Below are 21349 nucleotides of genomic sequence, written 5' to 3'. Positions count from 1 at the left end.
CTTCAATGCCGTGGCGGCATGCCCAGCGCGCTCATCACACCCATCAGCCAGCGCAACTGCACGCCGTGACGGCTGTCGTAGTCGGCTCCCGAATATCCCCACCAGTCCCAACATGCCTGCGGATTCAAAGGCGCCATGCTTGCGCGGGTCTGAGGATATAACACGGCCACCCCGTAGACATCGGCCCAGCGATTGAAGCCGGCGTCTTTGACAAAGGCCTCGCCCACCGCATCGGCATTCTGCTTGCAGCCGTGAAACGCCACCAGCAAGCCGCACGACTTGCCCGCCAGACAACTCGGCGGCAGGTACACATAACCCTCGGCGGCAAGCAAGGCATCGCTACCGCCAGGACGGAACGCATTCTGATCGAAGCGGCGCAACTCACCTTTGGGCTCGCTTGCCGCGTGTGCGGGCTTGCCGTAAAGCTGGTTGAAAATCTCACCCGCCGCATCGAATCCGCAACGCCCCAGATAGGGCGTGACCGACTTGTCGCAGTCGTCACCACTGACGGCAATCGGCAGGTTATGCGCAAAAACCCGCTCGCCATCGTCATGCACCTGCAGCGTCTTCAAGCCAGCCGTACCGTCGCGCAGCTGCTCATAGAAACGGGCGGCCGACTCGGCCACTAGCGGCGCTACGACCTTGTCGTCCTTGCCATGCAACAGATAGACGCGGGCGTGTGCGAGATCCTTCAAGGCACCGATCTCGCCCGCCGCCGAGCGCAGCGCCGCCCGGCTTACCAGGGCGGCAACATCCGGCGCCGGCACACCTTTCATGCAGGCACTCAAGGCGACATCCAGTTTGCCGCCGGCACAACCGTAGGGGCCGCCAGCCACCAAGGCCGCCGCCGGAAAAATCTCTGGATAAGCCAGCTGCGCCTGGGTCGCCATATAGGCACCCGACGATAGCCCAGCCACCGCGATCCTGGCTTGATCCAGTTTGAGTTTCGGCAGCGGCGCCAGCTCGCCTGCATGAGCCGCACTGCCCGCCGCCAACAAGCCTAGCCACACCACATTGATCCAGCGCATCGCATTCACCCTAGTCGTCAAGCCAGTCCTACGGATCAGTCGGGGGCTTCCCTGCCCAGACCAAGAAATCCATCTCGTCAAAATTTATAGCGCGCGGTCAAGGTCACCATGCGCGGCGCGCCATAGAAACCCGTGACAATACCCAGTGCCGCAATGTTGTAGCCGGTCGTGCGATACGACTTATTCGCCAGGTTGGTGCCTTGCAGGCTAAGCGTCCACGGATCGCTGACCTGCCAGATCAGACCGGCATTCCACAGACCATAAGACGGCTGCGCCACCAGCGGCGACAACGTTGTCTCCGGATACACCATGCTCTGATAGGTGTAATTGATGCGCCCGCTGAGACTGCCGCCGTTAGCCAACGGATAGCTGTGCTCCAGCGCCAGGCCGCCTGACCATTTCGGCGCATTGGTAAAGCGTTGCGTATCGGCGATGTTCACCCCGCTGCTGAGGAACTGCGTGTACTTGGTATGCAGGTAGGAAAAATTACCGCTAAAGGTCCAGTTTTCGGCCGGCTTCCAGGCGAACTCTTCTTCCAGGCCATCGATATGGCCCTTGCCGGCATTGGTGAAGTCGCCAAAGAAACCCTGGCTGCCATTAGGCAAGGTATACGAGGTGAACACCGACAGCTGGATATCGGAGTACACGTTGCGAAACAGTGAGGTATTCATCATCAGGCGATCGTCGAAGAAGGTCATCTTGCTGCCCAGTTCATAGGCCTGCACCTTCTCGTCATTGATCGGCTTGCACGAGCTGGGTATCGCGACGCAGTTGGCGCGAATGTTATAGCCGCCCGAATGAAAGCCTTCGCTATAGCTGGCATACAACTTGATTTGATCGCTGACACTCCACGACAGCGACAGCTTTGGCGACGCATTGCGCGAGGTATGCGATCCGCTGAAGTTGGCCAGTGTCGCTACCGGCGTCTGGAAACTGCCGTCGGCAAACGCATAGTTCTGGATCAGCGCGGTCTTGGTTTCCTCGGTAAGACGCGCGCCTACGTCCAGGCTCCATTGCGGCGCGAAATCCCAGCTGAAGTCGCCATAGGCGGCATAGCTCTTGGTACCCATGCGGCCACCGGTGCTGCCGTACTGCGCCAGGCCCAGCGTGCTGTACGGCGGCGAGCCGAGGAAAATATTGTGAATCTGCCCGCTGGCCGCACCCTTGAAGTAATACAACCCAAACACCCCGTGCACGGTATCGCCAGAATCGTAATTGGCCTGCAGCTCTTGGCTGAACTGATGATCCTTATAGACCGCGTTCACGTCGGCGATCTTCTCCGGCAAGGTATCGAAGTCGATATTGGTATTCGTCGATGAATCGCGATAGGCGGTGATCGACTTCAGCGTCCATGCCTGGCTGGCGATCCAGTTCAGCGTCAAGGCCGCCCCTTTCAACTCGGTGTGATTGAGCTGGGCCATGCCGCTGCGGGTGTCAAAATCGCCGGGCAATGGCTGGTACTTCGGGTCCAGCTTATTCACCGCCAGCATCTTGGCGCCGCGCGGATTGGAGTTATCGCGCAAGCCATCCACCGTCAGCTGCGCATTAAAGGTGTTGGAGGGAAAAAAGCCCAGGCTGGCGCGGCCGGCATTGGTGTTCTTGTTGCCGTTGCGGCTGCCTGTGGTGATGTCTTTACCGAATCCGTCATTGTGTTCGCTGGCCACCGCTACGCGCGCACGCCATACACCGTCCGCCGTGGCACCGCCGACGTTCGCCTTGAGGTCTTTTTCACCATGGGTGCCCAGCGTGCCCTCCACCGAGCCGCCGGTGCTGGTCGGCAACGGATTGGAAACGTATTTAATCGCACCGCCGATGGTGTTCTTGCCGTACAGGCTGCCTTGCGGGCCGCGCAGCACTTCGATGCGATTGACGTCGAAGACATCGAGCAAGGCGCCTTGCGGCCGCGCCATATAAACATCGTCGAGATAAATACCCACGGCCGGATCGAAACCCCAGGTCGGGTCGGCCTGGCCGATGCCGCGGATATAGGCGGTCAGTGTGGTGTTGGAACCACGCGCCGCATAAACCTGCAACGACGGCACCTTGCCTTGCAGGTCGCTCAGGTTTTGTACGTTCTGATTGAACAGCGAAGCGGCGGTGAATGCGCTTACCGCGATCGGCACATCCTGCAAGGTTTCCTCGCGCTTGCGCGCGGTGACCTTTACCTCGCCGAGTTGCTTGGCATCAGCCTGTTTAGCGACAGTGTTGTCGACCGCTGCTTGCTGCGCATACAGCGGCGCGGCACCGGCCATGCTGAACACCACACTCATGGCCAGACTCAAATACGTGCGTTTCATGTTGCCCCTCACCCTAGACGCACCCTTCCCCCGGATGCCGATGCCATGAAGATTAGGCGGCAGCGGCCAGCGCGGCACTTGTACCTTCGTACAGTGCCGTGGCCCGTGGCATACGCGGATACTCACCCCTCATCGGCATTCGCCACCACATCTCTGCGGACAAACTCCTTCGATGGCATTCCTGATCGTGCTGGCCGCGCTGTGCTTTCTGATGTTCGCGGCATACCGCGGCTACAGCGTGATTCTGTTTGCACCGATCGCCGCGCTGGGCGCGGTGCTGCTGACCGATCCGGCCTTGGTCGCGCCGATGTTCACCGGCTTGTTCATGGACAAGATGGTGGTCTTTCTCAAACTGTATTTTCCGGTCTTCATGCTCGGCGCGGTATTTGGCAAGCTGATCGAACTGTCGGGTTTCTCCAAGGCCATCGTCGCGGCCACCATCGGCCTGCTCGGGCGCAGCCGCGCGATGTTGTCGATCGTGCTGGTCTGCGCCCTGCTCACCTACGGCGGCGTGTCGCTGTTTGTCGTGGTGTTCGCGGTGTACCCGTTTGCCGCCGAGCTGTTTCGCCAGGCGCAGATTCCCAAACGCCTGATCCCCGGCACCATCGCCTTGGGCGCATTTACCTTCACCATGGATTCGCTGCCGGGCACGCCGCAAATCCAGAACCTCATCCCCACCTCTTTTTTTGGCACCACCACCTGGGCCGCGCCATGGCTGGGCACGCTGGGTTCGGTGTTCATCGTGGCCGTCGGCTTGCTTTACCTGGAATCACGCCGCCGCCAAGCCGCCGCCGCAGGCGAAGGCTATGGCCATAATTTGCTTAACGAGCCGGCACCCTTCGATGGCGACACGCTGGCCCATCCACTGTTGGCGCTATTGCCGCTGGTGCTGGTGGGCGTCGCCAACAAGCTGCTTACCGATGCGATTCCCCAGTGGTATGGCAGCACCCAGTCTTTCATTCCGGCGGTCGTCGGCAAGGCGCCACCAGTGGTGCAAGAGGTTTCCAAAGTTTCGGCGATCTGGGCGGTAGAAGGCGCCCTGCTGCTCGGCATTCTTTGTGTGCTGGTGTTTGCCTGGCGAGCGGTCTCGCGGCAGCTGGCCGAAGGCAGCAAGGCGGCGGTCAGTGGCGCGTTGCTGGCCTCGATGAATACCGCCTCGGAATATGGCTTCGGCGCGGTGATCGCCGCGCTGCCCGGCTTCAAGCTGGTCGCCGATGCCTTGCATGCGATTCCCAACCCGCTGGTCAACGAAGCCGTCACCGTTACGGCGCTGGCCGGGATTACCGGCTCAGCCTCGGGCGGCATGAGCATCGCCCTGGGCGCGATGGCCGAGACCTTTGTCCACAATGCGCAAGCGGCAGGCATTCCGATGCAGGTCTTGCATCGGGTGGCGGCCATGGCCTCCGGCGGCATGGACACGCTGCCGCACAACGGCGCCGTGATCACCTTGCTCGCCGTGACCGGGCTGAGCCACCGGCAATCGTATCGAGACATTTTCGCGATCACCGTCATCAAGACCTTGGCGGTGTTCGTCGTGATCGTCGCGTTCTATCTGACTGGACTGGTGTAGCCGCGACGCAACTCGACAGTCCAACGCACGAAGGGAGAGCGAGCGATGTCCATCAAGAAACGCGTCTTGACTTGGTTGTTCCTGCTGCTGGCACCGTGTTTCGGCCTGCATGCAGCCTGTGTCGACAACGTCGTGCTGGTGCACGGCAATACCGGCAGCCCCAGCGATTTTCAAAACACCTACAACCTGCTGATCCAGAACGGCTACAGCGATGCGCAGATCTACGCACCGGCCTGGGGCAACCCTTACTGCGCCGCCTGCAATGACCACAACGGCAGCGAAGAAACACCGGTGCGCAATGCAATCACCAGCGCCATTGCCAGTTCCTGCACCGGGCATATCGATGTCATCGGCCATTCCATGGGCGCCACGCTGGCCGCCCTTGAGGTCGACAAACTCGGCGTGGCCAGCAAGGTCGATGTGTTTGTCGGTATCGCCGGGGCCTTTCATGGCTTGTGGTCGTGCGGCACCTATCCGTTCAACGTCCCCACGCTGACCTGCGGCAGCTGGGGCCTGTCAGTAAACAGCCCCTTCCTCGACGGCATGGCCGGGCATCGATTCGGCACGCGCATGGTCTCGATCAAGTCATGGGTCGACGAAATCAATTGCTACTACGGCGTGTGCACGGTGGGCGGCGTGCATACCTCGACCATCGACGGCGAGGACAGCAGCCTGACCTACCCCTATGGCCACTATCAGCTGCTCTGGCTTACCGCCAGCGATCAATTGAATTTGCTGCAATAGCTGGCGCACGGTCAAAGCGGCGGCGGGGCCCGGCATCATGCTAGGCTCCGCCGTTGCCGCGTCAGGGAGGACGTCCGTGTAAACGACTCTCGTCGCGATTATTACGCGTTGACTATCTGGAGAGTCATGGAATGAACACCCCACTACGCTTTACGCCGCGTCGCTCTATCTCAGGCCGCCTTGCTTCGCGGCGCTGGATGATTGCCACCGTGCTGACAGCGGGCCTGGCGATCAGCGCCTGCCATCGCGAGCCCTCCAACACCGTCGACGCCGCCGCCATCCAGCGCGCCCAGGCCGAGTTGTCGCAACCGGCATGGCTGCGCAACCACCTGCCGAACAGCACCGTGGCGTATCTGCGTATTCCCTCGCCCTGGGGCATGCTGGGCGCGGTACCCAATGGCCGTCCGCTGGATGCCGCCATGGCCAGCGAGCAACACTTGAAAGCCGTCGCGGCGCTGCGCGAGGCGATTGCCAAAGACAAGGTGCTCGCCGATGCCGGTGTCACCCCTTATCTGTTGCCCTTGCTGGCCGACCTGCGCTCACCGGTCGAAGTAGCCTTGATCGACCCGATCGGCTTTATGTCGCCCGGCTCGCACGCCCTGATCTCCCTGCGTATCGCGCAGAAGACCGTCGCTGAACTCAACGCCCGCTTTAGCCAGCTCGAAGCTGCCGGTTTGAAACTGGCGGCGCCGCTGGATGACAAAGGCGACGGCAAGCTCGCCAGCGGTCCGCTGGTGCATTTCGATACCGCCAGCGGCCGATTGTTTGTATTCGGCGGCAAGGATGAAGTACCGCCGGCGCAACTCGCCAACCTGCTCGAAGAGCTGCAGAAAACCAAGAACGATAGCGACAACGCCAAAGCCCTGGCTGCGCAAGAGCTGAAGATCGATCAGTCCGGCCAAGGCCTGTTCGGCTGGTTTGCCCTGCGCGGCGTCGGCGGCATCGCCGCCAGCAGCATCCCCACCGATAAGGCCGGCACCTTGCCCGGCGACATCACCGCCAAAACCGAAAGCATCGCGTTCGGTGCCGGCACGGTCGACGGCCATGGCCGCATGCAGCTGATCGTGCACGCACCGCAGGCGCGTTTGCTCAGCTATCTCGCACCCAAGCAGTTCAAGGCCGATTTCAACACCGCGGGGCAGCCGCGCTGGGTGATGAATCTGGCCCTGCCCAGCGTCGAGCAGGCCGACTTGATCGAACACAATCTATCGCTTGATTTCGGTGCGGAGAATGCAGCCAGCGTGCGCAAGGCCTCGGCCGACATGCAGCAGAAACTCGGCTTCAGCATGGCTGACCTGTCCAAGTGGTTTGGCCCGGAGCTGGTGATTTTCCAGGACGAAGCCGGCACGTACACCGCCGTGCGCAGCAACGACCGCAAGGCCTTTTATGCCGCCCTGCCCGAGCTCAGCAAGCGTATGCATGGCAGCTACGCCACGCAGTCACTCGATGGCATGACCGTCCACGCACTCACCGTCACCACGCCTGACATGCCGGCACCCGACGACAAGCTCAGCAGTGGCGCACTGAAAACTCTGATGACACGCCTGGGCACCCACCTGTATTGGGTCGAGGACGGCGACTACCTGATTTTTGCGCAGCTGCCGCAGATGCTTGCCGACCGCCATGCGGCCAAGCTCGACACCAACATCGGCACCTGGCTGAGCGCGCAAGCCTGGCAGGGCCAGCAAAACCTGCTGGCCTTCACCACGGTCTCGCGCGATGCCCAGCGCAATGCCTATTACACCTACCTGCAACTGTTGCAGGCCTTGAATGACCTCAGCGGCCAGCAAGCCGGCGACCTGATGGCGCTGCCGGCGGCCTATTCGTTCAAGCTGCCCAGCCAGGGTGTATTGGGTGCCAGCCTGGGCGCCAGCAGCGACGATTTATCACTAAGCATCACCTACGAGCAGCAGCCCTTCGAGGCCCTCGGTAGTGGCGGCGCGATGACTACGGTGGCGGTGATGGCCATCGGTGCGGCTGTCGCCATTCCCGCTTATGAGGATTACACCGTGCGCTCCCAGGCCAATGAGGGCCTGACCCTGGCCGAAGGCGTCAAGGTCGCCCTCAGCAGCTACCGCGAAAGCAAGGGCCGCTGGCCCAAAGACAATGCCCAGGCCGGACTCGACGCCCCCGGCGAGATCAGCGGGCAGTATGTGGATCGCGTGGCGGTGCAGCCCGAAGGCGCGATCGAAGTGCACTTCGGCCCCACGCTGCCGCACGGCGCCAATGCCCGACTGAGCGACAAGAGCTTCACCCTGGTGCCCAAACACAACTCCGCCGATGGCTGGAGCTGGTCGTGCAAATCGGATGAAATCGCCGATAAAGACCTGCCCAAGGGCTGCAAGCAGCCTTGAGGGCTTAGGCAAACATTGCTCGAATCGACCCGGCCACGTGCCGGGTCGATCGTTTCTGAAGCACCCATTCAGGCGGCAAAAGTACGTAACGCAGACAACTTGTCACACAAGCCCGTATAATCGACCGATTCGCCCTTCAGAAACCCACGAGACGGCTCTACGCCGCCCGAGTCGATCCCATGTCTATCGAAAAACTGCGCAATATCGCCATCGTCGCCCACGTCGATCACGGCAAGACCACGCTGGTCGATCAGCTGCTGAAACAGTCGGGAACGCTCTCCGAGCGCACCGTGCTGGCTGAGCGCGTGATGGACAGCAACGACCAGGAAAAGGAACGTGGCATCACGATCCTTGCCAAGAACACCGCCATCACCTGGCGCGACAACCGCATCAATATCGTCGACACCCCAGGCCATGCTGACTTCGGCGGCGAAGTGGAGCGCGTGCTGTCGATGGTCGACTCCGTGCTGCTGCTGGTCGATGCGATGGACGGCCCGATGCCGCAAACCCGCTTCGTCACCCAGAAAGCGTTCCAGATGGGCTTTAAGCCGATCGTCGTGGTGAACAAGGTTGACCGCCCCGGCGCGCGCCCTGACTGGGTCGTCGACCAGGTGTTCGACTTGTTCGACCGCCTCGGCGCCACCAATGAACAGCTCGATTTCCCGATCGTCTACGCCTCCGCCCTGCACGGCTACGCCAGCCTGGACAGCGAGACCCGCGAAGGCGACATGACCCCGCTGTACGAAGCCATCATGCAGCACGTGAGCAAGCCGGACGTCGATCCGGAAGGCCCGTTCCAGATGCGCATCAGCCAGCTCGACTACAACAACTTCGTCGGCCTGATCGGCATCGGCCGGGTGCAGCGCGGCAAACTGCGCAAAAACATGCAGGTCAGCGTCGTCGACCGCGAAGGCAAGAAGCGCCAGGGCAAGGTGCAGCAAGTGCTCGGCTTCATGGGCCTAGAGCGCATCGAGGTCGAGGAAGCCGAAGCCGGCGACATCATCGCCATCTCCGGCGTGCAGGATCTAAGCATCTCCGACACCGTCTGCGCGCTGGATACCCCCGAGGCGTTGCCGGCACTGACCGTCGACGAGCCGATGATCAGCATGACCTTCCAGGTCAACAACTCGCCCTTCGCCGGCAACAAAGATCACAGCGGCGGCAAGTTCATCACCAGCCGCCAGCTGCGCGAGCGCCTGGAGCGCGAAACGCTGCACAACGTCGCGCTGAAAGTCGAAGAAGGCGCCGACGCGGATAAATTCCTGGTCTCCGGCCGTGGCGAGCTGCACTTGTCGGTGCTGATCGAAAACATGCGTCGCGAGGGCTACGAGCTGGCCGTGTCGCGTCCTGAAGTCATCATCAAGGAAATCGACGGCGCCAAGATGGAGCCGATCGAGCAGCTGGTGGTCGACGTGGAAGAAATCCACCAGGGCAGCGTCATGGAGAAGCTCGGCTCGCGTAAGGGCCAGCTGAAGAACATGGAATCGGACGGCAAGGGACGCGTTCGCCTCGATTACGAAATCCCGGCGCGCGGCCTGATCGGCTTCCAGAACGAGTTCAAGACGCTGACCCAGGGTTCGGGCCTGCTGTTCCATGTCTTCGACCATTACGGTCCGAAGGAAGACGGCCCGATCGCCAAGCGCAAGAACGGCGTGATGATCGCCAATGCCCCCGGCACCACCCCAGCCTACTCGCTCGGGCCGTTGCAGGAACGCGGCAAGCTGTTCGCCGCCGAAGGCGACTCGGTCTATGAAGGCCAGCTCATCGGCATTCACGCTAAAGACAACGACCTCACCGTCAACGCGATCAAGCCCAAGCCGCTGACCAATATGCGCGCCTCCGGCAAGGACGATGCGATCCAGCTGACCCCGGCGATCAAGTTCTCGCTGGAACAGGCACTGGACTTCATTGACGACGACGAGCTGGTCGAGATCACGCCGAAGGAAATCCGTCTGCGTAAGAAGCATCTCACCGAGAACGATCGCAAGAAGGCTTCGCGCGGCGGTTGATTCGCCACCTAGCCCACGAAAAGACCGCCGCGAGGCGGTCTTTTTTTATGCCTGGCCATCAGCAAGCCGAGGCGCACGATGACAACCCGCCATGGTCGGCCTCGCGCATCCGTGCGCAGAATCAGCTCGAGTCATTGCGATTGCTATTGATAACGATTCGCATTAACTGTATGTTGCAACGCAACTCGCACGTGCGCATCGCCCATGCCCCCCTTTGTCGGACTGCTCAACGCCCTACCCGCACCCTTGCTGTGCGAAATGATCGGCCATGCCGGTTATGACTTCATCGTGCTCGACCTGGAGCACCTGCTGGTTTCGCCGGATCAACTGCAGCACGCCATCCGCGCCTGCGAACTCGGCGGCTGCGAGCCCTGGGTCCGGGTACCCGAGGTCGATGCCAAACTGATCGGCCGGGTGCTCGACGCCGGCGCCAAAGGCATCGTCATCCCGCGCCTGGAAAGCGCCGCCGAAGCAGCGCTGGCGGTCAACGCCGCCCGCTTCCCTCCGCTCGGTCGTCGTGGCATCACCGGTGGCCGGGTGACCGGCTTCGGCAAGGTCGCATTACCCGATTACATCGCCCGGGCCAATCAAGACATTCGCATTGTGCCGATGATCGAAAGCGCCGCCGGCATCCGCGCGCTGCCGCAGATCCTCGCCGTACCGGGCATCTCGCTGGTGATGGAAGGCGCCCTGGATCTGGCGCTCGACCTCGGCCTCGGGCCGCTGCCGCTGCACCCCGAGGTATGGACGTCTTTACGGAAAATCGACGAACACTGCCGCGATGCCGGCGTCCCCTTCTGCGCCAATCCACGCAATGAGGAGCAACGCAGCTACTGGGCTACCCAAGGCACCCAGTGGCTGCTTGCCGGCGAGGATCGCAGCCTGCTGCAAAACACCTTGCGCCAGCGCGTGAACACCCTGCGCGGCGAGTAAGACCTGCCCTGTATCCCGGAGTTTAGAGAAGTGAATGGAGTGATCCGAGCAAACCGTCTTGGCCTGGCCATCAGCCTGATATTGATATCCGGCTATGCCTGCGCCGACGACCGCAACGACCCGAACAAGCCACGCGTGCTGGATGCCGTCGTCGTCAAAGGCAATGTACTTGGCGCATCCAAGTCCGAAGATGTACGCACCTATGCAGGCAGCCGCCAGGTGATCGGCCACGAGCAGCTCGCCAACGGCGGCAATCGCTCGCTCGACGATGCCTTGCAGCACGTGCCCGGGGTAAAAATTCTCGATGAAACCGGCACCGGCGTGTTGCCGCAAATCATGCTGCGCGGCTTGTACGAAAGCCGCAGCGGCCGGGTGCAAACGCTGCTGGACGGTATCCCGCTGTCGCTCGCTCCGTATGGACAGACCAGTCTTTCGCTATTCCCGGTCACCATCAATCAAATCGACCGTATCGACATCGTGCGCGGCGGCGCGGCGGTGCAGTACGGACCCAACAATGTCGGCGGTGTGATCAATCTGGTCAGCAAGCCGATCCCGGAAAAATGGACCACCGTACTCGGCGAAAAAATCACCGCCTATGGCGAAGGGAAATTCCTCCGCGATACCTCGTTGAGCACCGGCGGTTATCTAAGCCCCAACTTCGGCCTGCAATTGGATGCCGACTGGCTCAAGGGTCAGTACTTCCGCGACCACAGCGCCACCGACGTGAAAAATTTCCGCCTGCGCGCCGAATGGTGGCTTGCTGACGACAAATTGCTGAAGGCCGACGTGCAGCGCTATGTCGCCAACATGGATATGGCCGGCGCCTTGTCGGTGGCCGACTACAACCAAAACCCACGCCAGGCCACCCGCCCGCTGGACCGCTTCAGCGGCGCCACCACACGCAGCTCGCTGACCTATCAGCAAGACCTCGGCGCGTGGGGACCATTCGACCAATCGCAGTTCAGCTGGAGCAACTTCAGCGCCCAGAGCCAGCGCAATTTCATCGTCGGCATGCGCCGGCTCGCCACGGAAACCTGGCGCCCCGACCTGCCGCCGCAATTGCTGCAAAGCGCACCGCGCGATTTCAGCGTCTACGGCACCCAGCCGCAGCTCAGCCTGCATATGGACTCGGGCAGCGTGACGCAACAATGGATTGCCGGCCTGCGCGCGGTGCGCGAGGACATCGGCTTTATCGTCGGCAATACCGGCTTGGACAACGGCGTCTACACCCGGGTACGCGACTGGAAGTTCAAGGACCGCGCATGGTCGGCCTTCATCAGCAATGCGGTGGGTTTGTACGAAGACCGGCTGACCATCACCCCTGGCTTGCGCTACGAACATCTCGACTCGACCTATCTCAATCGCGCCAATGGCAGCCGCACGCAAAACAATGTGCGCAACCTGCTGCCCGGACTGACGATCGGCTACAAGGCCAGCAACGACTGGTACGTGTATGCCGATGCCCAGCGCTCGCTGCGCGCGCCACAGGTCACGCAAATCATCTACGGCAACAACCTCGATTCCGAGCTGGCCTGGAATTACGAAACCGGCGTGCGCTACACGCCCAACGAGAGCCTCAGTGTCAATTTCGATCTTTATCGCATCGACTTCGATAAGCAGATCCAGCTGGACAACACCACCCGCACCTATCGCAACCTCGGCAAGACGCGCCACCAAGGCGCCGAAACCGAAGTGAACTGGACCCCCGCCGGCCTGCGCCAGCTCAAACTCAGCGTCGGTTACGCCTATCTCGATGCGACCCAGAAGTCGGGCGTCTATAGCGGCAAGCAGGTGCCTTATGTATCGCGCAATCAGCTGACCCTGGGCGCGAGCTACACCATGCGGAACACCGCGATCTCACTCTCCAGCTACTACTTCAGCAAAGCCTATAGCGACGCCGCCAATACTCCGGCAGAAAACCCCATCGCCTCGGTCGGCCAGCTGCCGTCCTACTGGGTCTGGAACGCACAGCTCACGCAAACCTTGCTAACCCGCGGCAGCACCGTGCTGAAAGGCTCGCTGGCGGTCAACAACATGTTCGACAAGCGGTATTGGTTCCGTGGCATCGATACCAGCCCGTGGGGTCGCCAGCCAGCGCCCGGGCGCTCCGTTACCGCCGGGCTGGAGCTCACGTTCTAAACGATAAGCGGCAGCAAGGATGCGCCAGATCATGCAGTACCCCGGCGGCTTCGCTGTGCCTTGTGCGACAGCGTCGATTCGGAAGGATATGTGTTTCAGCTTTCCCCACCTGTGTAGCCAGTCGCGGCACAGCCGCACCAGCCAAGCAACATCCCCACGCTTGCAACCCGGCGCGTACCGCTGTGGGCGGCGTAACGATGGAGTGCCCGCGGCGATACTGCGGCGTACTCCGGCACCTATTCATTTGGCGGACTGTGCAGCAAAACCAGTCCATGCCGCCCGGAGCACAGCATGACTACGAACACATCTCCCCTGGTGATTCTTACCCACGTACGGCACGCCGCCGTAACCGAGGGTTTTCTCCCCGCCGCACAGCGGCTCGGGCTGCCGGTGGTGTTGCTGACCGATCACCGCCTCGATCACCTCGAATACTTCAGCCGCGAACCGGCCTGCGCGCCACGGCAAATCATCGAATGCGATGTGTTCAATCCGCTGGGCGTCATCGATGTCTTGCGCGGTGCCGGCATTCGCCCGGCCGCGGTGTTTTCCAACAGCGATCATCTGCAAACCGCTACCGCCCTGGTCGCACAGGGCTTCGGGCTGCCCGGCAAGGATTGGCGCGTGTGCTATGCGGCCAAGAACAAGGCCGCCATGCGCGAGCGGCTGAAAGAACTCGGCCTGCCATCGCCGTGGTTCCACAGTTTGATGCCGGATCAGCCGATTCCCGCCGATGCAGCCTATCCACTGATCGCCAAACCGCGCGAAGGTGTCGCCAGTCTGGATGTGCAGTTATGCCACACCGTCGAGGACGTGCAAGCCTATGTCGCCCAGCTCTGGCAGCGTCAACCGGGTCGTCCGGTCTTGCTTGAAGGCTTTTTGCAGGGCCCCTTGTTTACCCTGGAAACGCTGAGCGACGGCCGCCGTACCCAGGCCATCGGCGGCTTCGATGTCAGCCTGTCGGAGCCACCGCATTTTATCGAGCTGGAAGCGCGCTGGAACGGTCCGGCGGGCCTGCGCCAGCGTGAACAGGCATTGGCGCAAGTGCTGGCCTTCGGCGTCAACTTTGGCGTCTGCCACAGCGAATTCATCCTCACCGAACGCGGGCCGGTACTGGTCGAAATCAATTACCGCAGCATCGGCGACGGCCGCGAGTTCATGCTCGACCAGATGCACGGCAAGCACTGGTTCGAGCGCATTCTCCGTTTGCATCTCGGTCAGCCGCTGGGCACCGAGGCGGCACCGCAACAGCATGCCCTGGTGCGCTACTACGTCGCGCGCGACGAGGGCCGGCTGGTCAGCGCCAGCAAAGACTGCGCCCATCGCACGCAGCGTGCGCAAGCAAATTACCGCAGCCTGCGTCACGCCGGTGACCAGCTGCGGCTAAGCCGTTCCAACAAGGATTATCTCGGCACGCTTAGCGCATGGGCCGACAGCATGATGCCTCGTCAGCCACTCTCGGACAGCGCCTACATCGCCTGGCGCATCATCGATTGCTGTCTGCGCGAAGACGTGCGCGGCATCGTCAGTCAAGGCCAAGTCGCCACACCGCCGCAGACCATTCACCAGGCGTGGGCGCATGCACATGCCGGGCGGCACGCGTCAAACCTGTGGTGGCGTATTCCGCAGCTTCCCGGCGGCACGCTATGGCTGCCGGTGCGGCATAGCGATTACATGCAAACGATTAGCGCCGTCGGCGATGGCTGGATACGTCAAGCTGAAACGGGCGCCATCTTCGAACTCGGCGCCGAAGCATGGCTGGCGCTGCTGGCCGATGGACTGGATGAAGCGACCCAGGCCTTGCATCGCGGTTATGCCGCTGAAGCCAGCTGCGCGGCGCAACACCGCACACTCAGTACGGAGGCTTATCGCGGCCGTGGCGATGCCTTGAAGCAAGCACTGACCCACCCCGACTGGGCCGAGCGCGCGTTGCTATGTGATCAGGTCGCCAGTTACCGCGATCATCCGTTCTACCCCACGGCACGCGCCAAATCCGGCTTTGCCGAAGCGGACATGCGCGCCTATGCGCCCGAGTTCGATCCCAGCTTCGAACTGCATTGGTTGGCCGTGCCGCGCGATGCGCTGACATTGACCACCGAGCAACCACCGTTCTGGCCACGCCTGCGCGAGCTGGGCCTGCCCGAGGCGCTCGAAGCCACGCACACCGCCTTGCCGGTGCATCCGCTGACCTGGTCGCGACTGCACGATAACGGCGCCTTCAACTTGCCGGCGGATACCTATCGCGCGCCGCAAACCTGGTTGCGCGTGCGCCCCACGCTGTCGGTACGCACGGTGATGCCGGTGAGCTATCCCGATCATCACATCAAGCTGCCCTTGCTGATGTGCACGCTGGGCGCACTGAATCTGCGGCTGATCAAGGCGTCGACGATTTACGACGGCCACTGGTTCGAACGCGTCTTGAATGCCATTGCCGAGGCCGACCCGACACTGGATGACCGCTACGTGCATGTGAACGAATCGCATGGCGGCCATGTCGACGACGCCAAGCACCTCGCCTATCTCGTGCGCGTCTATCCATCCCTGCAGCAAGACACCCTGGTTGCCGTCGCCGCCCTGTGCGGCGAGATGCCTGATGGCCGTCCTTTCGCCATGCATCTGGCTGACCATTTCCATGGTGGCGATGTCATGGCCTGGTGGCGCGCCTATGCCGCACTGCTCTGCGACGTGCATCTTCGCCTCTGGCTGGTCTACGGCATCGCGCTCGAAGCCAACCAGCAGAACGCCGTGCTGATCTATCGGCAAGGACAGGCACCGCGCCTGCTGATGAAAGACAACGATGCCGCTCGCGTGCTGATGCCACGCCTGCATGCACGTTTGCCGCACATCGGCGCACTGGGCGACGTACGCGATGAGCGCATCCGCGTAACCGACGACACCGCGCTCGCGCGCATGTTCTGCACCATCACCCTGCAGCTCGATCTGCTGGCCGTACTGGAAGGCGTGGCCGAACACGCCCCCGCCTTGCGCGAGCCGATGTACGTCGTGCTTCGCGAAAGCCTACGCGGCAGCTTGCAGGCCTTGCAGGCGGAAGGCATCGACACCGCTCCCGCCCATGCCTTGTTGAGTGCGCCGTGGCTGCCGGTGAAATACCTGCTCAGTGCGGGCAGCTTGCTCAGCAAGCAAGCCACCGGCGCGACCGACATCAACAAGTTCTATGGCGATAGCGGGCCGAACTTCATGCTTACGGCGGGCACCAAGTCCGCCAAGCCGCTGCATGCCGCGCCATCAGCTGGCGGCCACTGATGCGCATTCTCGGCCCCGTTCTTACCGCGCACTATCTGGCGGCCTTCACCGCCTTGGGGATGCCGGTCTTCATGCCCCGGGTGCTGGCCAGCCTCGCGCCCGGCGCGCCGGACTGGCTGGTCGGCGTGCTGTACGTGCTGCCCACCATCTGCACCGCGCTTACCGCCACCACCTGGGGACGACTGGCCGATCGCTACGGCCGCAAGCTGTCGCTGATGCGTGCGCAAATCGGGCTGGCCTTCGGTTTTGTGCTGGCCGGCTTCGCCCCCAGCCTGGCGTGGTTCGTGCTGGCGCTGATCGTGCAAGGCAGTTGCGGCGGCTCACTGGCCGCGGCCAATGCGTATCTATCGACCCAGTCGCAAGGCAAATCGCTATCGCGTGCGCTGGACTGGACACAGTTTTCTGCGCGGCTAGCCATGGTCACCGCACCGGTATTGCTTGGCCTTGCCACCGGCATGGGGCTGACCCAGGAGCTATACCGCTACCTCGCTTTGTTGCCCGTACTGGCCCTCGCCCTCACCTGGACATTGCCGGTCGACACGGTGAGCAGCCAACCGGCCAAGACCCAAAAAGCCAGCGCTGGCGCTATGGTGCCGGGCGACCGCCGCGAACTGAAAGGACTGCTGGCCGTGCAGTTCCTGTTCTATTTCGCGATGGTGGTGACCTTTCCCTATTTCATCCCCTATAGCGAACAGCTTGGCGTCGCCAGCGACAGCACCGCCGGCCTGCTCTACAGCCTGCCGCATCTGGTGTATCTGCTGGTCTTGCCGTGGCTGCGCTCGCTCTCGCCGGCGCCGCAACGGCCGCTGCTGGCCGGCCTCGGCCTGCTGGCTGCCGCCTGCCTCGCGCACGGCTTGTTGAGCCAGGCGCTATGGCTGGCACCGGCGCGGGTGCTGTACGGCATCGGCATGCTGCTGGCTTTCAGCGGCATCAATCGCTCGTTGAGCGCCTGCGCAGCCGGTGCGTCGGCCGGACGTCTATTCGGTCTATTCGATGCCTGCGGCAAATGGGCCGGCGCACTCGGCGGCATCGCCGCGGGTGCCTTGGTTCATCGCTATGGCCTAGCGATGCCCTTTTTTATCGCCGCCATCGCTAGCGCCGCCGCGCTGGGCACCGCTTCGTTGCTCTTCCTATCCCTAAAGCAGAGGCAAACCTATGTATCAGCAAGCGATGCGTGAACAGTGGTTCGATGGGCTGGCGCAGCAACAGGCGATCGCCTGCTGGCTGAATTGCTATCTGCGTGAATTCGCCCTGCCGCGCGGACAAGCCGAGATGGACTATCGCGGCCACAACGTGCCGGTGGGACTCTTGCAAGGCGGTGGCCGACTCGTACGCATCCGCTTTGCCCAACCCGGCTATCTGCTGTGCGTACGCGTGGGCCGGGTCAGCCAACTGGGCCGCTGCGATTATCGGTCGGCGCCGTATTTGAAAAGCCCGGGCGAATCATGGCGCGCCGCCGATGCCCATGCCACGACGCACTTCCTGCTCGACCGCTTGGCGCCCGAATGCGGCTTCAATGCCGAACTGCTGGCGCAAAGCGCCAACAGCCTCAGCATCACCCGTGAATTGCTGGGGCTGGCCGAGCAGGCGGAAGAACGCGGCCTGGTATCGACCAGCGATGCGCTGATCCATGCCGAGCAAAGCATGATCTGGGGTCATGCCATGCACCCCACGCCAAAGAGCCGCGAAGGGGTCGATCTGCAAGAAGTCCTGGCCTGCTCGCCCGAAGCGCGCATCGCGTTTCCGCTGTACTGGTTTCGCATCGACCCGCGCCTGCTGCGCACTTATGGGCACGACACGCATGCCACGCTGACCAGGATAAGCGGCGAACCGAATCTCTATCCCTGCCATCCCTGGGAAGTCGATCGCCTGCTCGCCAATCCGCTGCTGCGCAAGGCCCATGCACTTGGCTGGATCGAGCCATTGGGCATGCTGGGCACCGCACTGCTGCCGACCTCATCCGTGCGCACCATGTATCACCCCGAACTCGACTACTTCCTCAAGCTATCGATCCATGTGCGGCTGACTAACTGCGTGCGCAAGAACGCCTGGTACGAGCTGGAAAGCGCGGTGGCCCTCACCCAATTGCTCAACCCCGTGTGGAGTGACGTGCGCACGCACGTGCCCGGCTTCGAAGTGCTGGTCGAACCCGCCGCCACCACGCTGGATTTCAGCCCGGTCGGTGACGACGCCGCCGCACTATGCGAGCTGACCGAGAGCTTCGGCATGCTTTACCGCGATAACGTGCCCGCCTTGCAGCGCGAACGTTATCGCCCACAAGTTGCCGGGGCCTTGTTCGCCACCGACCGTCACGGCATCAGCGCCTGCCAGGACATCCTGCACCGCTATATCGCCAGCCATGGCGGCAGTTATGCGCACGCGGTCGAGAGCTGGTTCGAAGCGTATGCATCGCTGTTGCTCGATGGCGTCTGGCTGGCCTTCTTCAAACACGGCGCGGTGCTGGAACCGCATTTGCAAAACACCATGATCGGCTTTGACCGCGGCCTGCCGGTGCGAGTATGGGTACGTGATCTGGAGGGCACCAAGCTGGTCCAGGAGCTATGGCCCGAGCAGCGGCTGGGCGAGCTGTCCGAACGCGCCCGTGCCTCGTTGCACTATCCGCAAGATCTCGGCTGGAAACGCGTCGCCTACTGCGCCCTGGTGAACAACCTGGCCGAAGCCATCTTCCATCTATGTGCCGCCGACAACGCGCCAAGACAACACGGGCTGGAAGCACGGCTGTGGGAAATCATCGCGCAGATCGCGCAACGCTGGCAGCAACGCTTCGGCCAGCAACCGCTATTGCAGGGATTACTCCACGGCAAAGCCATACCCAGCAAAAACAATCTGCGCACACGCTTGTTCAAGCGTGCCGACCGTGACTCGGACTACACCGACCTGCCCAACCCGATCGGTTCGCGCACCGCCGCGCGCGAGGCCACATGAACAATCCGCATCACAACGCGCGGGTGGAACAGGCCATCGCCCAACTGCAACGGCAATCGGCAGAGCCGGTCTGTGCCTACATCTATGACCTGCAAGCGCTGCGCCAGCATGCACAGTGGATGAAAACCGCGCTGCCCGCGGGCTGCGAGTTGTACTACGCTGCCAAGGCGAATGCCGAAGCGCCGATACTGCAAACGCTGGCGCCCATCGTCGACGGTTTCGAAGCGGCATCCGGCGGCGAACTGCGCTGGCTGCAGCAACAGCAGCCAGGACGGCCGTTGCTGTTCGGCGGCCCCGGCAAACTCGATAGCGAACTGGCGCAGGCGGTCGAATTGCCTCATTGCACCCTGCATGTGGAGAGCCTGGGCGAACTGGATCGTCTGGCGCATATCGCTGCCCGCGCCGGGCGCCGCGTCCCGATCTTCTTGCGCATGAATATTGCCGTGCCCGGCATCGGCGATACCCGTTTGATGATGGGTGGCAAACCCACGCCGTTCGGCATGGACGAGGAAGCCTTGCCGCTGGCGCTGGAACGACTGCGCCATTCACCGTCGCTGCAATTGGAAGGGTTTCATTTTCATTTGATGTCGCATCAGCGCGATGCCGATATCCAGCTGGCGCTGGTGCGTGCCTATCTCGATACCGTGTTGCGCTGGCGCAGCAGCTATGACCTGGATGTGCGCATGGTCAATGCCGGTGGCGGTTTCGGCATCGACTATGCGGATATGCGGCAATCATTCGACTGGCAGCGTTTCTGCGATGGCCTGCGTCGTTTACAAGTGCAGCGCGATGACGACCTGCGGCTGCGCTTCGAACCAGGCCGGTATGTCAGCGTCGGCTGCGGTTACTATGTGATGCAGGTACTCGACATCAAGCGCAATCACGGCGAGTACTTCGCCATCGCCCGTGGCGGCACCCATCATTTCCGCACGCCTGCGGCGCAAGGACACGACCACCCTTTTATGATCTGGCGTGGCGATCGCGATGCCGCGATCGAACGGGAAAAAGTCAGCCTGGTCGGCCAACTATGCACCCCGAAGGATATGCTTGCGCGCGCCCAGCAGGTCGATGCACTGGCCACAGGCGATTGCCTGGTGTTTCCGCTGGCCGGAGCGTACGCGTGGAATATCTCGCACCAGAACTTCTTGATGCATCCGCCGCCGCAAATGCTTTTTCTCGACTGTGAGCCAGTGAGCCCGTCGCATGCGCAGCGGTAACGCGCTGCACCACAGGCATCGTCGTTAACGAGGGCGGCGCCTGACTGAATCAGGCGCCGCCCTCACACGGCATGACAAAAAACCATCTTCGATCCGTCTTGGACGCGAATCAGTTCTGTGGCAACGGCAAGCGCCAGTTTTGATTCGCCGCACCACACTTCTGCATGGTCAACTGCGTACCGGCGGTCGACGAGGTCAGGCACAGACCAGAGAGATCGCTGCGCAACTGAGCACCCACCTGAGTCCATTGCTGATTGGGGTTGCCGCTGCAGTTGTAGACAATCACCGGCGCGCCAGGCGCGGTGTTGCTATGGGCAACATCCAGGCACAGGTTGTTCTGCAGGCGCAGCGTGTGATCCACCCCGAGCACCCAGGCCTGATTGGCGCCACCCGAGCAGCTATAGGTAATCGCCGGCACATTATTGGTTGCCCCACCCTGCGCATCCACGCAACGGTCGGCGACATCGATCACCGTGCCACGCAAGGAATTGCCAATCGCATTGCGTTGCAGGCTGCCATTCGCCGTGGTCTTGACCTCGCTGTAACTCGTGCAGGTCTTGCTGAGGCTGGTACCGGAGATACTCGCCATCGCACTGCCGCCATTGCCCGCGGGCAAACTGAATTCCGCGCTCGAATAAGGCTGGTTGAAACAATTGGAATCAGCCGAGCTCCATTCGAAATACTCGGTCCAATTGACCATGCCGCTCGGCGAAATGCCGTTGGACGCCGTACGGATACTGCCCAGCTTGAACGATCCCTGGGTGGTCAGGTCCGTCACTGTCACGCCCAACCATTGATCGCCTTCGTAGGCCACATGAAAGCGATAGGTATGACCTTGTTGCCACTCATGC

13 protein-coding genes and 1 pseudogene are annotated in these 21349 nt (G+C 62.2%); 11 read left to right on the top strand and 3 right to left on the bottom strand.

What is annotated here, in order from left to right:
* Positions 1 to 2 precede the first annotated feature (2 nt).
* Positions 3 to 1028: an extracellular catalytic domain type 2 short-chain-length polyhydroxyalkanoate depolymerase gene (locus OUZ52_RS13930; RefSeq protein WP_266159014.1), complete on the bottom strand. Its 1026-nt coding sequence runs from the start codon at positions 1026 to 1028 to the stop codon at positions 3 to 5.
* Between the two features lie 77 nt (positions 1029 to 1105).
* Complete coding sequence (locus OUZ52_RS13925) at positions 1106 to 3325, bottom strand: TonB-dependent receptor (protein ID WP_266159013.1); 2220 nt, start codon at positions 3323 to 3325, stop codon at positions 1106 to 1108.
* Positions 3326 to 3497: 172 nt separating this feature from the next.
* Between OUZ52_RS13925 and OUZ52_RS13920 the strand changes: the two genes are divergently transcribed.
* The 11 genes and pseudogenes from OUZ52_RS13920 (at position 3498) to OUZ52_RS13870 (ending at position 20498) form a co-directional block, all read left to right on the top strand.
* Positions 3498 to 4895: a GntP family permease gene (locus OUZ52_RS13920; protein ID WP_266159012.1), complete on the top strand. Its 1398-nt coding sequence runs from the start codon at positions 3498 to 3500 to the stop codon at positions 4893 to 4895.
* A gap of 45 nt (positions 4896 to 4940) precedes the next feature.
* Positions 4941 to 5639 (top strand): alpha/beta fold hydrolase, encoded by a 699-nt coding sequence (locus OUZ52_RS13915; protein WP_266159011.1) that lies wholly within the window; start codon positions 4941 to 4943, stop codon positions 5637 to 5639.
* 131 nt (positions 5640 to 5770) lie between these two features.
* Complete coding sequence (locus OUZ52_RS13910) at positions 5771 to 7993, top strand: pilin (RefSeq protein ID WP_266159010.1); 2223 nt, start codon at positions 5771 to 5773, stop codon at positions 7991 to 7993.
* Positions 7994 to 8172: 179 nt separating this feature from the next.
* Entirely contained in the window at positions 8173 to 10002 is a 1830-nt protein-coding gene (gene typA / locus OUZ52_RS13905; RefSeq protein ID WP_266159009.1) for a translational GTPase TypA, read from the top strand.
* Between the two features lie 204 nt (positions 10003 to 10206).
* On the top strand, positions 10207 to 10935 hold the full coding sequence (locus OUZ52_RS13900; RefSeq protein ID WP_266159007.1) for an HpcH/HpaI aldolase family protein: 729 nt from the start codon (positions 10207 to 10209) through the stop codon (positions 10933 to 10935).
* Between the two features lie 78 nt (positions 10936 to 11013).
* On the top strand, positions 11014 to 13074 hold the full coding sequence (locus tag OUZ52_RS13895) for a TonB-dependent receptor family protein (protein ID WP_323135349.1): 2061 nt from the start codon (positions 11014 to 11016) through the stop codon (positions 13072 to 13074).
* A 291-nt stretch (positions 13075 to 13365) separates the two neighbouring features.
* Positions 13366 to 14577, top strand: a pseudogene (locus tag OUZ52_RS13890) (ATP-grasp domain-containing protein); the annotation flags it as partial.
* A gap of 6 nt (positions 14578 to 14583) precedes the next feature.
* The gene (locus OUZ52_RS13885) at positions 14584 to 16335 is read left to right on the top strand and encodes an IucA/IucC family protein (protein ID WP_425493846.1); all 1752 of its coding nucleotides are present in this window, start codon (positions 14584 to 14586) and stop codon (positions 16333 to 16335) included.
* A complete protein-coding gene (locus OUZ52_RS13880; protein ID WP_266159020.1) occupies positions 16332 to 17513 on the top strand; it encodes an MFS transporter in 1182 nt (393 codons plus the stop codon). Before OUZ52_RS13885 ends, OUZ52_RS13880 begins: the two co-directional genes overlap by 4 nt.
* On the top strand, positions 17491 to 19281 hold the full coding sequence (locus tag OUZ52_RS13875) for an IucA/IucC family protein (protein WP_266159006.1): 1791 nt from the start codon (positions 17491 to 17493) through the stop codon (positions 19279 to 19281). Before OUZ52_RS13880 ends, OUZ52_RS13875 begins: the two co-directional genes overlap by 23 nt.
* Positions 19278 to 20498 carry a type III PLP-dependent enzyme gene (locus tag OUZ52_RS13870; RefSeq protein WP_266159005.1) on the top strand — a complete coding sequence of 407 codons (1221 nt, stop codon included), beginning with the start codon at positions 19278 to 19280 and terminating at the stop codon, positions 20496 to 20498. The genes OUZ52_RS13875 and OUZ52_RS13870 overlap by 4 nt, the downstream gene beginning before the upstream one ends.
* Before the next feature lie 109 nt (positions 20499 to 20607).
* On the opposite strand, the gene OUZ52_RS13865 is transcribed toward OUZ52_RS13870, so the two are convergent.
* Positions 20608 to 21349 (bottom strand): RICIN domain-containing protein (locus tag OUZ52_RS13865; RefSeq protein WP_266159004.1); only part of this gene is annotated, 742 nt, incomplete at its 5' end.

It is taken from the genome of Dyella silvatica, assembly GCF_026283955.1.
Taxonomy (GTDB): Bacteria; Pseudomonadota; Gammaproteobacteria; order Xanthomonadales; family Rhodanobacteraceae; genus Dyella_C; species Dyella_C silvatica.
This window is presented reverse-complemented; position numbering and strand designations above follow the sequence as displayed.

Excerpts from the sequence above, each read along its gene's own strand:
- OUZ52_RS13930 (WP_266159014.1), bottom strand. The coding sequence starts at position 1,028 with ATGCGCTGGATCAATGTGGTGTGGCTAGGCTTGTTGGCGGCGGGCAGT.
- OUZ52_RS13925 (WP_266159013.1), bottom strand. The coding sequence starts at position 3,325 with ATGAAACGCACGTATTTGAGTCTGGCCATGAGTGTGGTGTTCAGCATG.
- OUZ52_RS13920 (WP_266159012.1), top strand. The coding sequence starts at position 3,498 with ATGGCATTCCTGATCGTGCTGGCCGCGCTGTGCTTTCTGATGTTCGCG.
- OUZ52_RS13915 (WP_266159011.1), top strand. The coding sequence starts at position 4,941 with ATGTCCATCAAGAAACGCGTCTTGACTTGGTTGTTCCTGCTGCTGGCA.
- OUZ52_RS13910 (WP_266159010.1), top strand. The coding sequence starts at position 5,771 with ATGAACACCCCACTACGCTTTACGCCGCGTCGCTCTATCTCAGGCCGC.
- typA (WP_266159009.1), top strand. The coding sequence starts at position 8,173 with ATGTCTATCGAAAAACTGCGCAATATCGCCATCGTCGCCCACGTCGAT.
- OUZ52_RS13900 (WP_266159007.1), top strand. The coding sequence starts at position 10,207 with ATGCCCCCCTTTGTCGGACTGCTCAACGCCCTACCCGCACCCTTGCTG.
- OUZ52_RS13875 (WP_266159006.1), top strand. The coding sequence starts at position 17,491 with ATGTATCAGCAAGCGATGCGTGAACAGTGGTTCGATGGGCTGGCGCAG.
- OUZ52_RS13870 (WP_266159005.1), top strand. The coding sequence starts at position 19,278 with ATGAACAATCCGCATCACAACGCGCGGGTGGAACAGGCCATCGCCCAA.